The following is a 13886-nucleotide window of genomic DNA, read 5'->3' as shown; positions in this document are numbered from 1 at the left end:
CTCGCGCCCCCCGATCGCGTGTCAGCCGCCCCAGGGCGCGCCGAACCGGCCGTCGTGCACGGTGTCCGCCACGGTCCGCCGGTGCGCCCGCGAGGGGCGCGAGGCCTCGTCGGCGGCCGGACGCCCCACCGTCACCGCGGCCACCAGGCGGCGGTCGGCCGGGACGCCGAACGCCGCGCGCACCACGTCGTGGGCGGCGCCGGGCACGCCGAACAGGCACGCGCCCAGCCCCTCCTCGACCGCGGCCAGCAGCAGCAGCAGCCCCGACATGCCGGTGTCGACGTCGGGCCAGGAGACCTCCCACGAGCTCGCGTCCCGGTCTGGGCCGAGCTTGTCGGGCGCGGCGTACCGGCGCGCGTAGGCGCCGGGGTCGGCCAGCAGCAGCACCACCACCGGGGCCGTGCGCATCCCGGTCAGCCAGGAGTCGGCCGGACCCGGGCCGGAGGTGCTGCGCCAGAACAGCTCCCGGTCGGACGCCGAGCGCAGGACCAGCAGGTCCCGGCCCTGGCTGTTGCCCGCGCTGGGGGCGCGCAGCCCCGCCGCCAGCACCCGGGTCAGCACGTCGTCGGCGACGGGCGTGCCGTCGTAGCGGCGCACCATGCGCCGGGCCCGCAGGACCTCCATGAACTCCACGGGGACATCGTCCTAGGATCAGGACCATGCCGCTGCCGCCCGTCGGTTACCCGACCCGCTGGGAGGCCGACGTGGCCCTGCGCGACGGCGGTACCGCGCACGTGCGGCCCATCCGGCCCGACGACGCCGAGGGCGTGGCCCGCTTCCACGACCGGCAGTCCGAGCAGTCCCGCTACTTCCGGTTCTTCGCCCCGATGCCGCGGCTGTCCCGGCGCGACCTGGCCCGCTTCACCCAGGTCGACCACGTCGACCGCGTCGCGCTGGTGGCCACCGTCGGCGACGACATCGTCGGCATCGCCCGCTTCGACGCCGCGCCCGTGCGGCCGGGCCGGCCCCGCTCGGCCGAGGTCGCCTTCAACATCTCCGACGCCCACCAGGGCCGCGGGCTGGGGTCGGTGCTGCTGGAGCACCTGGCCGCCGCGGCCCGCGAGCGCGGCATCCGCCGGTTCACCGCCGACGTCCTGCCCACCAACGCCAAGATGATCGGCGTCTTCCGCGAGGCCGGTTTCGAGGTCCGCCAGGGCTACTCCGACGGCGTGCTGGAGGTGTCCTTCGACATCGACCCCACCGAACGCTCGCTCGACGTCATGCGCGCCCGCGAGCAGCGCGCCGAGGCCCGCAGCGTCGCCGCGCTGCTGCGCCCGCAGTCCGTGGTCGTCGTGGGAGCCCGCCGCACCCCCGGCACCGTCGGGCACCGGCTCCTGTCCGACCTGGTCGCCGGGGGTTTCGCCGGCACGGTGCACGCCGTCAACGCCGTGGGCGCCGGGGAGGAACTGCTGGGGGTCAGGCTGCGGTCCTCCGTCCGCGACATCGGCGAACCGGTCGACCTGGCCGTCGTCGCCGTCGCTCCCGCTCAGGTGCTGGACGCCGTCGACGACTGCGCCGCAGCGGGTGTGCGCGGGCTCGTGGTGGTCTCCAGCGGTTTCGCCGAGACCGGGCCGGAGGGTGTGCGGCTGCAGCGCGACCTGGTCCGCATCGCCCGCGCCAACGGCATGCGCGTCATCGGCCCGAACTCCTTCGGCGTCGTGAACACCGACCCCTCCGTCCGGCTCAACGCCTCCCTGGCCGAGGACGTGCCCCGCGCGGGACGGCTCGGGTTGTTCAGCCAGTCCGGGGCGCTGGCGGTCACCGTCCTGAGTTCCGCCCAGCGCCGTGGCCTGGGGATCTCCACCTTCGTCTCGGCCGGCAACCGCGCCGACGTCTCCGGCAACGACCTCATGCAGTTCTGGCACGACGACGAGGCCACCTCGGCCGTCGGGCTGTACCTGGAGAGCGTGGGCAACCCCCGCAAGTTCAGCCGGGTCGCGCGCGGACTGGCCCGGCGCAAACCCGTGATCGTGGTCAAGTCCGGCGCCTCCGGCTTCGGTGTCCCGCCCGGGCACACCGTGCGCCGCTCGCAGGTTCCCTTCGAGGTCGTCGACAGCATGCTGCGCCAGGCCGGCGTCATCCGCGTGGAGAACGTCCACCAGCTCTTCGACGTCGCCCAGGTCGCCACCGAGCAACCCCTGCCGGCCGGCTCGCGCGTCGCCATCGTCGGCAACTCCGACGCCCTGGGGACGCTGGCCGCCGACGCCTGCGTCAGCTGGGGGCTGCAGGTCGTGCACGGCCCCACCTCGGTGCACCCCGAGGCCGGTGCGGCCGAGTTCACCGACGCCCTGCGCGCCGCCTTCGCCGACCCGCAGGTCGACGCCGTCGTGTCCAGCTTCGTCCCGCCGACCGCCACCGTCGACGCCGCCGTGGCCACGGCCGTGGCCCGCACCGCCGCCGAGGGCGGCAAGACGACCGTCACGTGCTTCCTGGGCACCCGCTCGGTCTCGGCGGCCCTGGCCGGCTCCCCGGAGGCGGCCGCCTGCCCCACGGTGCCCAGCTTCCCGACCCCCGAGGACGCCGTGCGCGCCCTGGCCGCGGTCGTGCGCTACGCCGACTGGCGGCGCAGGGACCGTGGCCACCCCGTCGCCCCCGACGGCGTCGACCTGCTGGCGGCCCGCACCGTCGTCGACCACACCCTGGCCGAGCACCCCGACGGCGCGCTCCTGGGACCCGAGGCGCGCGCGGCGCTGCTGGAGGCCGTCGGCGTCCCGCTGCTGCCGCGCGCGGAGGTCAGCGACGTCGAGTCGGCCGTGGCGGCCGCCGAGCGCTTCGGCTGGCCCGTCGCCCTCAAGACGGTGGGGGAGGAGCTCGCGGGCCGCCAGGACCTGCGCGGCGTCCGGCTGAACCTGGTGACCCCCGCGGCTCTGCGGGTGGCCTGGGCCGAGATGCGGGAGGTCTTCGGTGCCGACGCCACCACCCTGGCCGTCCAGCCGATGGCGCCCCTGGGGGTCCCCTGCCTGGTCCGCAGCATCGAGGACCCGCTGTTCGGGCCCGTGCTGTCCTTCGGGGTCGAGGGCGACCCCATCGACCTCATGGGCGACATCGCCTACCGCATCCCCCCGCTGACCGACGTCGACGTCGCCGACCTCGTCCGCTCGATCAAGGCCGCCCCCAAGCTGTTCGGGCACCGCGGCTCCCCGCGGCACGACGTCACCGCCCTCGAGGACGTCATCGCCCGCGTCGCGGTCCTGGCCGACGCGCTGCCCGAGATCGCCGAGCTGCGCCTGTCGCCCCTGCTGGTCGGCGAGCGCGGCGCGATCGCCCTGGACGCCTTCGTGCGGGTCGCCGCGCCCCAGGGGCGGGCCGACCCCGACCGGCGGACGCTGCCGCTGTGACCGGTGCACGGTGAGGTGCGGGATGATGGTCCGATGCGCGAGCGCACCGACACCCGTGCGGGCACCGAACTCCCGGTGGCCCTGCTGAAGGACCTGGAACGAGCCGGGTACTACCCCCAGCTCGTCGCCGACTGCCTGCGGACCGCCGTGGCCGGCGAACCGGTCCAGGCCCACCTCGTGCACCCCGAGACGACCTTCGACGCCAACGAGGTCCGCCGGCACGTCACCGTCCTGGCCACCACCCCCACCCGGCTCGTCGTCGCGCACGCCGACGACCACGGCCCCGACGAGACCGCCAGCGAGCCGTACGCCGTGTGCTCGACGGAGTCGGTCGCCATCAGCAGGGTCCACTCCGTCGTGGTCTCCCAGGTCGTGGCCCGGCCCGCCGACCACCGCCCCGGCGGAACCCCCGCCGAGGTCAGCCTGACCCTGGGCTGGGGGGCGCTGCACCGCGTCGACCTCGAGCCGGCCTCCTGCCCCGACCCCGACTGCGACGCCGACCACGGCTACACCGGCTCCCTGACCGGCGACGACCTGACCGTCCGCATCGCCAGCGCCGCCGAGGGGGCCGACGCCGTCGCCGCGGCGCTCGCCTTCGCCCAGGCGCTGTCCGCGGCGACCGCGCGCTGACCACCTCGTGCCGAACCCAGGGCCCACCGGGCTGCCCGCCCCCGCCTACGGCCGCGACACGCTCGCCGACCTGCTGCCCGCGGTGGGGCGCGCGCTCGGCGTGCCCGAGTTCGCCGACGCCTCGCCGGACCTGGTCCTGCCGGCGGCGCAACGCGTCTGCTTCGTCCTCGTGGACGGGATGGGGGAGCTCGTGCTGGCTGCGCGGTCGGGGCACACCCCGACCATGCGCCGCTGGCGGTCCGACGGGGTGCACCGGACGCTGACCGCGGGGTTCCCCACGACGACGGCCACGAGCATGGGGTTGCTGGGCACCGGGTTGCCGCCGGGCGGGCACGGGCTGGTCGGCTACGAGGTGCTCGACCCCGACCGCGACACGCTGCTCAACGAACTGCAGTGGGACGTCGCCGTCGACCCTCGCCGCTGGCAGCCGCACCCCACCGTCTTCCAGCGCATCGCCGCGGCCGGCGTCGACGTCGTGCGCGTCGCCCCGCCGCACTTCGACGGCTCCGGGCTCACCGAGGCCGCCCTGCGCGGAGGCCGGTTCGTCGGCACCCCCGAACGCCTCGACGCCCGGGTCGAGGCCGCCGTGAGCGCGGTGCGGTCCGCGCCCCGGCAGTTGACCTACCTGTACTGGGGCAAGCTCGACCACACCGGCCACGGTTCCGGCGTCGACTCCGACGAGTGGACCGCCGAACTCGAACGCGTCGACGAGGCGCTCGCGGGCCTGGCCCGCCGGCTGCCGCGCGGGACCCTGCTGGTCGTCGCCGCCGACCACGGGATGATCGACGTGCACGCCGCCCAACGCCTCGACCTGGCCGCCGAACCCGAACTCCTCGCCGGGGTGAGGCACGTCGGCGGCGAACCCCGAACCACCCAGCTGTACACCGAACCCGGTGCCGCGCAGCAGGTCGCCGACGCGTGGCGGGCGCGGTTCGGCGGCACGGCGGAGGTCCTGCTGCGCTCGGAGGCCATCGCTGCCGGCTGGTTCGGCGCGGTGGAGGACCGGGTCGCGGCCCGCATCGGCGACGTCCTGGCCGTCATGTGCGACCAGATCGCCGTCGTGAACTCCGCGCGCATGCGACCCGAGCAGCTGCGGCTCGTGGGACAGCACGGCGCGCTCAGCGACGCCGAACGGCTCGTGCCGCTGTTCTGCGTCCCCTGCTGAGGCCGGCCCGGCGCAGGCGAGGACTACGCTGCGAGGTCGTGACTCCCGCTCCCCGCACCGCCGTCGTCCTGGGCGGCGGCGTCCTCGGCACCTCGACCGCACACGCGCTGCAGCGGGCGGGGGTGGTCACCACCCTCCTGACGCGCGGGGAACCGGCGGACGGCGCGTCCGGGCGGTCGCTGTCGTGGCTGAACTCGGCCGGTGCCCGCTCCGAGGCCTACCACCTGCTGCGGACCGTCGGGATCGACCGCTACCGCACGTTGTTCGCGCAGGACCCCACCCGGGCGTGGCTGCGCTTCGACGGTGGGCTGTGGTGGTCCACCGGGGCCGACGAGGCGCGCGCCCGGCACACGCACGAGACGTCGATCGGCTACGACTCCGAGGCGCTCGATCCCGAGCAGGTGTCCGCCCGCTTCCCCGGAGTCCGCGCTGCGGCGCCGGCCGTGCACAACCCCGGGGAAGGCTGGGTCTCGCTACCGCACCTCATCGCCCACCTGGCGGGGGAGTTCACCGCCGCCGGCGGCACGCTGCGCACCGGCGCGGGGGAGTGCGCGGTGCTCGTCGAGGACGGCCGCGCCGCCGGGGTGCGGGCCGGGGACGGTTCCACCGTGCGGGCCGACGCCGTCGTCGTCGCCTGCGGGGCGTCGACCCCGGCCGTGCTGGCCGGGTTCGGCGTCGACCTGCCCGACGCCTCGCCGTTGTCCGCGCTGGTCGAGACCGAACCCGTGGACAGCCCCGTGCGGACCGTCCTGAACACCCCGCGCGCTGCGCTGCGCCCCCAGCCCGGCGGGGGTTTCGCCGTCGACCACGACTGGTACGTCGAGCAGATCGAGGAACGCCCCGACGGTTCCTGCGCGCTGGACGGGAAGTTCGTCGACGAGCTCCTCGCCGAGGCGGGCGCCGTCCTGGACGGCACGCCGCTGGAGGCGGCCCGGTGGCGGGCCGGGCGCAAGCCGATCCCCGCCGACGGCGAACCCGTGCTCGGCGAGCTGAGCGCCGTCAGCGGGTGCCACGTGGTGTTCACCCACTCCGGGGCGACGCTCGGCCTGATCGTCGGGGAACTGATCGCCCACGGCGTCACGACGGGGACGGCGCACCCGCTGGTGGCACCGTTCTCCCCGCGTCGCTTCGGCTGCTGACCGCGACCGGCGCCCGAAGATGTGGGCGTTCCCGGGTCAGGCCGTCGTCAGCGGCTCCAGGGGACGTGGACGCCGGACCGGTGAGGACCTCGCCGACCACCGCCGCACTTCACTCGACGTGGTGGCATCGACGGGTGCGACGACCGCGTGGGCACCGGCGAGAGGCGCAGCCGGCGGCCGCCTCCTCCCGGTGCTGATCGCCCGTCGGCAGCGCGGCAGGAGCGCCGCAGCCGGCTGCGCACCGGGCCCTCCGGACTCCTCACCCGTTCGCCAGCACCTGATCGGCGCAGGCAGTAGGCGCGCCACGACCCCGATGGAAAGAGGAGCACCTCGTTCCCCTCGATCCACGGAGCCTCGATGCGCACCCCCACCGACACCTTCTCCGCCCGCGCGACCCGTAGGGCCCGCACCTCGCTGGTGACGGCCGCGATCGCGGCGGTGCTGGGCGCCGGCGCGGTCCTGGCCCCGGCTGCGCAGGCCGCCCCGGCGCCGGTGATGAACTACGCGGGCGCCACCGTCAACAACGCCCGCATCCCCGCGGCATCGATCAGCATCGAGACCGCCACCCCGGTCGCCTTCGACCGCGGCGTCTACTCCATCGGTTCCACCCAGGTGGGCACCCTCACCGGCGTGGTGCTGAGCGGGTCCACCTACCGTGCCAGCGGCACTGTCGACCTCACCGGCCGCAGCGGGTCGATCACCCTGGTCGCCAAGCTGTACAAGGGCAAGTACCACGTCCAGACCGTCTACAAGGTGCTCCGCCTGGTTCCGCCCGCACCGCTGGGCATCCCCGCCGGCTGGCCCGACGCCGGCACCACCGGTGTGCCCGCCGGCACCGTCCTGGCCCCCGCCGGTGACATCGAGGTCACCACCCCCGGAACCGTCCTGGACGGCCTGGACATGGGCTGCCTCACCGTCCGCGCCGCAGGTGTCGTCGTGCGCAACTCGCGCATCACCTGCACCGACGGGCGACAGGTGGCCGTCTCGGTCAGTGGCGTCAAGGACTTCGTCATGGAGGACTCCGAGATCGACGGCGGCGCGGGCGCGACCGAGACCGCCATCGGGTGGGGCGGCTACACCCTGCGCCGGGTGGAGGTCCGCGGCTCCCAGGACGGCCCGCGCCTGGGCTACGACGTGAAGATCCTCGACAGCTGGATCCACGGGTTGGTACGCACCGAGGGCATCCACACCGACGCCCTGCAGTCCACCAGTGGCGAACGCATCATCGTGCGTCACAACACCTTGGACCCGCGGACTCCGGGTGTCGACGACTTCCTCAACGCCGCGGTGCAGCTGGGCACCGAGACCGGCACCCAGCGCCTGCGCAACGCACTGTTCGAGAACAACTACTTCAGCGGTGGCACGTACTCGGTCAACGTCAGCTGCACGGCCAACGTCGATGCCAGCGTCGTCTTCCGCAACAACCGCTTCGGGCACGGCAGCAAGTACGGTGCCGTGATCGCGCCCGCCGGTGTGAAGCTGTCGGGCAACACCTACATCGACACCGGCACCTCCGTCCCGGTCGCCCGGGCCTGCTGAGGTCCTCGCGACCGCCTACCGCCGGGTGCTCACCGTGAGGGTGAACTTGGGGGTTCGGGCGATCTGACGGGTCGGGCCGACGACGCGTTCGAGTTCCTGGCGGTAGCGCAGGTGCGAGTTCCACACCGTGACCAGTGCCCCGCCGGGCGCGAGCATCCGGCTCGCCGCACGGAACATCTTGGACGCGATGGCCGTGTGCACCGCCCCGCCGACGTGGAACGGGGGGTTCAGCAGGACCAGGTCCACGCTGCCGGAGGGGATGCGCGCCCCGGCGTCGTCGCGCGTCACCGTGATGCGGTCGGAGCAACCGTTGGCCGACGCCGTCAGTGCGGCGCTGGCGACGGCGTCCGCCGACTGGTCGGTGGCGATCACCCGGGCCCCGGGAACCGAGCGCGCCGCCGCCGCTGCGAGCAGTCCGGTGCCGCAGCCGAGGTCGACGACGGTTCCCGGCGACGGGATCGAGTCGAGCACCGCGTCGAGGTGGTCCAGCAGGACACGCGTGCCGATGTCGGTGCTCGCACCGGCGAACGCCCCGCCCACGGCGCACACCCGCAGACCGACGTCCTCCTGCCGGACCTCACGGACCGCGGCCGGCTCGACCCCCTGTCGCGGGCGCGATGCCGTCAGCACCCGCGCCTTCTGCCGCCCCAGGCTCGCGCGCACCTCCTCGAAGGAGCGGCCGAGGACGTCGTTCATGGCCCGCGTCATGTGCTTCACCCGGCCACCGGCGAACACGAGCACGTCGGGACGGGCGTACCGCGCGACCAGGCGCGCGGTGGCGTCCAGCGCCTCGAGGCTGCGGGGCAGCTTCACGAGCACCACCGTCGCCTCGGCCACCAGCGCGGCCTCCGGCGCGGCGTGGGACGCGAACCGCTCCGGGGCGACGCCGACGGTGGCCGCGTTCGCGGCCAGCGCGAGTTCCCCGCAGAGGGGGTCCTGGTGGACGCGCACCCGGGGCAGGTCGTGACGCACGACCGCGCCGAGGGTGAGGGCACCGAAGTCGTCGCCGATCACCGCGACGTCGGCGCCGGGGGCGGCCAGCGCGGACGCGGCCTCGTCGAGCAGCAACCGGTCGGCCGCGTCGACCGCGAACAGTTCCGGCGCTTCGACGTCGGGCCAGCGCCGGAGGGCGTCGAACACGGACGAGTTCACCGCCCAACGCTAACCGCACCTCCGCGGGACGAGCACCGCCGCCCCGGTGCCGGGCCCTGGAACCCGTCCCGCGCGGCCACGGCCGGTCAGTCCTTCTTGGTCCCGAACATGATGTCGTCCCAGCTCGGAACGCTCGGACGTTTCGAGGACGCCGAGTTCCGCCGCGCGGACCGGTTGCGCCGCCGGGGGTTCGGCTGTTCCGCAGGAGTTCCCTCCGCCGGGGGAGGAACCCCCGCGCCGGGTTCGTCCGTGACGTCCGCGACGACGACCTCCGTCGTCGTCTCCACCACGACCGCGCGCTCGAGCACCACCTCCTCGACGACCACCGCCTCGGCGGCGGGTTCCTCGGGTTCCCCAGTGATCTCCTCGGCGACCGGTTCCTCGACCACGACCCCCTCGACGACCGTCTCGGGACCGGCCCCGGGGCCGGCCTCGGGGTCGGTGTTCCGTTCGACCGGCCCGGGCAGGACCGTGCGGTCCTCCAGGTCCCCGGGGGCCGAGGCGGCCGGGTGGGCCGGCGGCGGGTCGGTGGTCAGCGCGTCGACGCGGGGTGCGGCGTTCGCGGACGACTCGACCGGGGCGGCGGCCTGGCCGGGCCGCATCCCGCGCGCCGAGTCCAGCGCGTCGAGCAGGTCGTCGGTGTGGTTGGTGCGCACCCCGCCGTCGGCCTCGACGTCGTAGACGCGTTCGGAGGCCGGCCGGCCCACCTCGCCGCCGACCGAGACCAGCCGTCGCGCGGGCAGCGGCCCGGCGTCGGCCGGTTCCTCCTCCGACAGCCAGCGGGCCTCGTCGTCCTGGGCGCTCAGCGCGCGGGCGGCGGGGTCGAAGTCCCAGCGGGCGACGCGGCCGCGGCCGCCGGCGACGAACTCGCACTGCACGGTCCAGCTGCCGTCCTCGGTGCGCCAGGCGTCCCACCGGGCGCCTTCGGGGTCGACGGCCCGGGCGGTGAGCCGGGCGACGACGACGTCGTCGAGGCTGCCGGCCGCTCCCGAGCGCCCGTACGGCGTGCGGCGGGCCAGCCCGGCCACGTGGGCCCGTTCGGCCAGCACGGGGCCCTCGTAGCGGCGCACGTGGTCCAGCGAGAGGCCACCGGCCTCGGCGACCTCCTCGGCGGACTCCCCGGCCCGGATGCGGGCCTGGATGTCGCGGGGACGCAGTTGCGCCGCCATCTGGATCTGCAGCTGCCCGAGGCGGGCGCGGTCGCGGCGCACGGCAGCGCGCAGCGCCTCGTCGACCCGCAGCCGGTAGCGGCTGCCGTCGGTGGCGACGAGCACGACGTGCTCTCCGTCGTCGTGGACCCCGACGAGCCTCAGGTCCTGCATGTGGGGCGTCCTCCCGTGGATGTGGTGCCCGCCATCATCGGGGATGCACTCTGCCACCTCTTCCACCGCCTCGGGTGGACCCGGGCGCGTCCACCCTCGCGGGGCGGGGAGAATGTGCGTGTGAGGAACGCGAGCCCCTACGACGCCGTCCTGCTGCTGTCCTTCGGTGGGCCAGAAGGTCCTGACGACGTCATGCCCTTCCTGGAGAACGTGACCCGTGGCCGGGGCATCCCGCGCGAGCGGCTCGAGGCGGTCGCCGAGCACTACCTGCACTTCGGCGGCAAGAGCCCCATCAACGACCAGAACAAGGAGTTGCTGGCCCAGCTGCGCACCGAGCTGGACTCCCGGGGGCTGGCCGACCTGCCCCTGCTGTGGGGCAACCGCAACTGGGAGCCCTACGTGACCGACGTCCTGCGCGAGGCCCACGAGGCCGGTGCCCGCAGGGTGCTGACGATCTTCACCAGCGCCTACTCGTCCTACTCCAGCTGCCGGCAGTACCGCGAGGACCTCGGCCGGACGTTGCAGGCCCTGGCCGAGGAGGGTCGCTCCCTGGAGGTCGACAAGATCCGGCACTACTTCAACCACCCGGCGTTCACCGAGGTCAACGCCCGGGCCGTGGTCGACGCCCTGGCCGAGCTGCCCGAGCAGACCCGCGACGGCGCCCGGGTGGTCTTCGTGACCCACAGCATCCCCACGGCCATGGACGACGTCTCCGGCGACCCCGCCGCCGGGGGTGGCGCCTACGTCCGCCAGCACCTCGACGTGGCCACCGAGGTCGCCCGCCGCGCCGGCGAGGGTGTGGGCCGGGAGCTGGCCTGGGACCTCGTGTACTGCTCCCGCAGCGGGCCGCCGACCCAGCCGTGGCTGGAGCCCGACGTCAACGACCACCTGCGGGAGCTGCACGCGAGCGGTGTCCCGGCCGTCGTCGTCGCCCCGATCGGCTTCGTCAGCGACCACATGGAGGTCAAGTTCGACCTCGACACCGAGGCCGCCGAGACGGCCGGGGAGATCGGGCTGCCGTTCGCCCGGGCCGCGACCGTGGGGGCGCACGCCAGCTTCGTGGCCGGTCTGGTGGACCTGGTCCAGGAGCGCGTGGAGGAGGCGCGCGGGGGATCGCCGGCGCGCCCGGCCACGGGCGCCCTGGGGGCCTCGCACACGGTGTGCCCGGTGAATTGCTGCCGCAACCTGCGCGCCGACCTGCCTGCCGCCACGGGCGAGGACTACCGCTACCCGGCCGGGGCCTGAGCGGTGGGCGAGCCCACCCCGGAGCAGTTGCGGCTGCTGGCCGTCGAGGTGGCCACCGCTGCCGGTGACCTCGTCTCCCGCGGCCGCCCCGACCGCGTCGAGGTGGCCGCGACGAAGTCGAGCCCGACCGACGTCGTGACGGCGATGGACACCGCCTCCGAGCAGTTGCTCCGGGAGCGGTTGCGGGCGGCCCGTCCGGCCGACGGCCTGCTGGGGGAGGAGGAGGGGCACGAGCCGGGGTCCAGCGGGCTGACGTGGGTCGTGGACCCCATCGACGGCACCGTGAACTACCTCTACGGGTTGCGCTCGTACGCCGTCAGCGTCGCCGTGGTGCGCTCGGACGGCGCGCCGCACCCCTCGACCTGGACGGTGCTGGCGGGGGCCGTCGTGGACCCCTCGGGCGGGGAGACCTGGTCGGCCGCCCGCGGGTGCGGGGCGTGGCTGACCGACGCCCGCGGCACCCGCGCGCTCAGCGTCCCCTCCGGCCCGGAGCTGGGGCAGGCGCTGGTGGCGACCGGTTTCGGCTACGACGCCCGGCGGCGGGCCGAGCAGGCCGCCGTCGTGGCGCGGCTGCTGCCCCGGGTGCGCGACCTGCGCCGGATCGGGACGGCGTCGCTGGACCTGTGCTCAGTCGCGGCCGGTCGCGTGGACGCCTACTACGAACGTGGCCTGAACCCCTGGGACTTCGCCGCCGGGTGGCTGGTGGCCTCCGAGGCGGGCGCCGTCGTGACCGACTTCGCGGGCGGCCCGGCCGGCGACCACGGGCTCCTCGCCGCCGGCCGGGGGCTGCACCCGGTCCTGCTGGAGGCGCTGCGCTGAGCTTGGGGCCGGACGAGCAGGAGGGCCTGACCCCCGGGTGGGGTCAGGCCCTCCTGTCGTGACGAGCTGCGGGTCTCAGAGCGCGCCGCAGGCGGCCGGCTGGGCGACCGTGAGGTCGATCACCCGTCCGGGCTGGTGGTCGGCCAGGTAGGCGACCGTGTCGGGCATCGCCACGTCGTGCGCGGCGGCGAGGTCCACGAGGGCCTCGAGGTCGTCCAGCAGGGCCTGGGCGAGGTCGTCGTCGCCTGCGGCGGCGGCGGAGTCGATCGTGGCGCGGGTCCGCTGGACGCGGTCGGACAGTTCTGCCACGAACGTGGGGGACGTCGTTTCGACGGACGTGCTGGGTTCCTGCACGGGCACGGCACCTCCCAAGCGGTGTCGGGGGCCTTCACACGGCCACGCGCTCGGGCCGACGCTGGGCGCGTGGGACGAGCGGCCGGATCGGCGGGGACGCGAGCACAGTACGTCGTCCGTTCGCCAGGTCCAAGTCCTGGGGTGTCCCTTGTGGATCACCAAATGCGTTGCGTGAGCAGTGATGTGACTTCTGGGTCTGGAGTGCCTCCCCGTGGGTGACGCGGCACGCGACCCGCCCCGGTTCGAACTCGCCCGCCGCGTAGGCCATGATGCGTGCTCGCTCGCGCACCGTGCGGGCGGGGATCGGGCATGGAACGAGCACCGGCGGTGTTGAGCTCGCCGCACCGGAGACGACCGGTGAGTGCACCACGAGATGGCATGGAGTGTGAGGCAGGGTCATGGCGACCGACTACGACGCACCGCGCAAGAACGACGACGAGCTGAACGAGGACTCCATCGAGGAGCTCAAGGCCCGTCGCACGGACAAGAGCTCGGGCGCGGTCGACGAGGACGAGACGGAGGCGGCTGAGGGCTTCGAGCTGCCCGGCGCCGACCTGTCCAACGAGGAGCTGTCGGTGCGGGTGCTCCCGCGCCAGCAGGACGAGTTCACGTGCACCAGCTGCTTCCTGGTGGTGCACCGCAGCCAGCTGTTCAACGCGCCCGACGGGCGCATCATCTGCAACGACTGCGCCGCCTGATCTCGGCGGCCAGCCGCTGCGGGCGGCGGGTGGAGACCACCCAGTAGGGCGTGGGATCGGCCGGGTCGTCCAGGTGGATGCGCACCGCGGTGCCGATCCACGAGCGGACCGCCAGGTGGGCCCGGGCGTCGAGCCCGGGCCCCAGAGCGTTCCGCCGCTCGCCCTTGGCGATGACGTCGACCCCGGACACCACGTCCAGCGGCAGCCGGGCCCGGCCGACGCGGAACTCCGTGTCGGTCAGCTCGGTGGTCCAGGCCAGGCTGAGCAGGACGGCCACGGCCAGCAGGGCGCCGACCAGCGCACCGACGAGGGCGCCGTTCCACCCCCAGATCGGCAGGGCGACGAACAGTCCGCCGAAGACCGCCGGCAGCCACGACAGCCACGTGGTGACCGCCGGCCACCACCGTTCGCGACCGTCCCACACCTCTCCGCTCCTGCGGTCCTGCGTCACGCTCTGCACCCGCTCAGGGTCGCACGAACGCCCC

At 74.8% G+C, this 13886-nt stretch carries 13 protein-coding genes; 8 read left to right on the top strand and 5 right to left on the bottom strand.

All coding sequences use genetic code 11. The annotated features are described in order from the left end of the window. Positions 1-21: 21 nt before the first annotated feature. Positions 22-633 (bottom strand): nitroreductase family protein, encoded by a 612-nt coding sequence (locus ACRYR2_RS07115; RefSeq protein ID WP_432562143.1) that lies wholly within the window; start codon positions 631-633, stop codon positions 22-24. A 26-nt stretch (positions 634-659) separates the two neighbouring features. Between ACRYR2_RS07115 and ACRYR2_RS07110 the strand changes: the two genes are divergently transcribed. From ACRYR2_RS07110 to ACRYR2_RS07090, 5 genes are all read left to right on the top strand, one after another. Continuing rightward, a complete protein-coding gene (locus ACRYR2_RS07110) occupies positions 660-3338 on the top strand; it encodes a bifunctional acetate--CoA ligase family protein/GNAT family N-acetyltransferase (RefSeq protein ID WP_432562142.1) in 2679 nt (892 codons plus the stop codon). Between the two features lie 33 nt (positions 3339-3371). After that, on the top strand, positions 3372-3968 hold the full coding sequence (locus ACRYR2_RS07105) for a DUF5998 family protein (RefSeq protein ID WP_432562141.1): 597 nt from the start codon (positions 3372-3374) through the stop codon (positions 3966-3968). Positions 3969-3975: 7 nt separating this feature from the next. Beyond that, positions 3976-5133: an alkaline phosphatase family protein gene (locus tag ACRYR2_RS07100; protein WP_432562140.1), complete on the top strand. Its 1158-nt coding sequence runs from the start codon at positions 3976-3978 to the stop codon at positions 5131-5133. A gap of 38 nt (positions 5134-5171) precedes the next feature. Then, positions 5172-6272: an NAD(P)/FAD-dependent oxidoreductase gene (locus ACRYR2_RS07095; protein ID WP_432562139.1), complete on the top strand. Its 1101-nt coding sequence runs from the start codon at positions 5172-5174 to the stop codon at positions 6270-6272. A gap of 357 nt (positions 6273-6629) precedes the next feature. Next, on the top strand, positions 6630-7811 hold the full coding sequence (locus tag ACRYR2_RS07090; protein ID WP_432562138.1) for a hypothetical protein: 1182 nt from the start codon (positions 6630-6632) through the stop codon (positions 7809-7811). 15 nt (positions 7812-7826) lie between these two features. Here ACRYR2_RS07090 and ACRYR2_RS07085 read toward each other — a convergent pair whose 3' ends face one another. Then, positions 7827-8963, bottom strand: coding sequence for a class I SAM-dependent methyltransferase (locus tag ACRYR2_RS07085; RefSeq protein ID WP_432562137.1), 1137 nt, complete (start codon positions 8961-8963; stop codon positions 7827-7829). Positions 8964-9049: 86 nt separating this feature from the next. Then, a complete protein-coding gene (sepH, locus tag ACRYR2_RS07080; protein WP_432562136.1) occupies positions 9050-10285 on the bottom strand; it encodes a septation protein SepH in 1236 nt (411 codons plus the stop codon). A 120-nt stretch (positions 10286-10405) separates the two neighbouring features. Between sepH and ACRYR2_RS07075 the strand changes: the two genes are divergently transcribed. Beyond that, a complete protein-coding gene (locus ACRYR2_RS07075; RefSeq protein ID WP_432562135.1) occupies positions 10406-11530 on the top strand; it encodes a ferrochelatase in 1125 nt (374 codons plus the stop codon). Between the two features lie 3 nt (positions 11531-11533). Further along, on the top strand, positions 11534-12349 hold the full coding sequence (locus tag ACRYR2_RS07070) for an inositol monophosphatase family protein (RefSeq protein WP_432562134.1): 816 nt from the start codon (positions 11534-11536) through the stop codon (positions 12347-12349). A gap of 75 nt (positions 12350-12424) precedes the next feature. Here the strand turns inward: ACRYR2_RS07070 and ACRYR2_RS07065 are convergent, their stop codons facing one another. After that, a complete protein-coding gene (locus tag ACRYR2_RS07065; protein ID WP_432562133.1) occupies positions 12425-12703 on the bottom strand; it encodes a hypothetical protein in 279 nt (92 codons plus the stop codon). A 398-nt stretch (positions 12704-13101) separates the two neighbouring features. Here ACRYR2_RS07065 and ACRYR2_RS07060 point away from each other — a divergent pair, with 398 nt between their 5' ends. Beyond that, positions 13102-13401, top strand: a complete 300-nt coding sequence (locus ACRYR2_RS07060) for a DUF4193 domain-containing protein (protein WP_432562132.1) — start codon at positions 13102-13104, stop codon at positions 13399-13401. Here ACRYR2_RS07060 and ACRYR2_RS07055 read toward each other — a convergent pair. After that, positions 13376-13861, bottom strand: a complete 486-nt coding sequence (locus ACRYR2_RS07055) for a DUF3093 domain-containing protein (protein WP_432562131.1) — start codon at positions 13859-13861, stop codon at positions 13376-13378. The two genes, ACRYR2_RS07060 and ACRYR2_RS07055, sit on opposite strands and share 26 nt — an antisense overlap. Positions 13862-13886 lie beyond the last annotated feature (25 nt).

Source organism: Kineococcus deserti, assembly GCF_050871945.1.
GTDB lineage: Bacteria > Actinomycetota > Actinomycetes > Actinomycetales > Kineococcaceae > Kineococcus.
This window is presented reverse-complemented; position numbering and strand designations above follow the sequence as displayed.

Bases quoted from the DNA above. Each gene is read 5' to 3' on its own strand.
- ACRYR2_RS07110 (WP_432562142.1), top strand. From the start codon at position 660: ATGCCGCTGCCGCCCGTCGGTTACCCGACCCGCTGGGAGGCCGACGTG.
- ACRYR2_RS07105 (WP_432562141.1), top strand. From the start codon at position 3,372: ATGCGCGAGCGCACCGACACCCGTGCGGGCACCGAACTCCCGGTGGCC.
- ACRYR2_RS07090 (WP_432562138.1), top strand. From the start codon at position 6,630: ATGCGCACCCCCACCGACACCTTCTCCGCCCGCGCGACCCGTAGGGCC.
- sepH (WP_432562136.1), bottom strand. From the start codon at position 10,285: ATGCAGGACCTGAGGCTCGTCGGGGTCCACGACGACGGAGAGCACGTC.
- ACRYR2_RS07060 (WP_432562132.1), top strand. From the start codon at position 13,102: ATGGCGACCGACTACGACGCACCGCGCAAGAACGACGACGAGCTGAAC.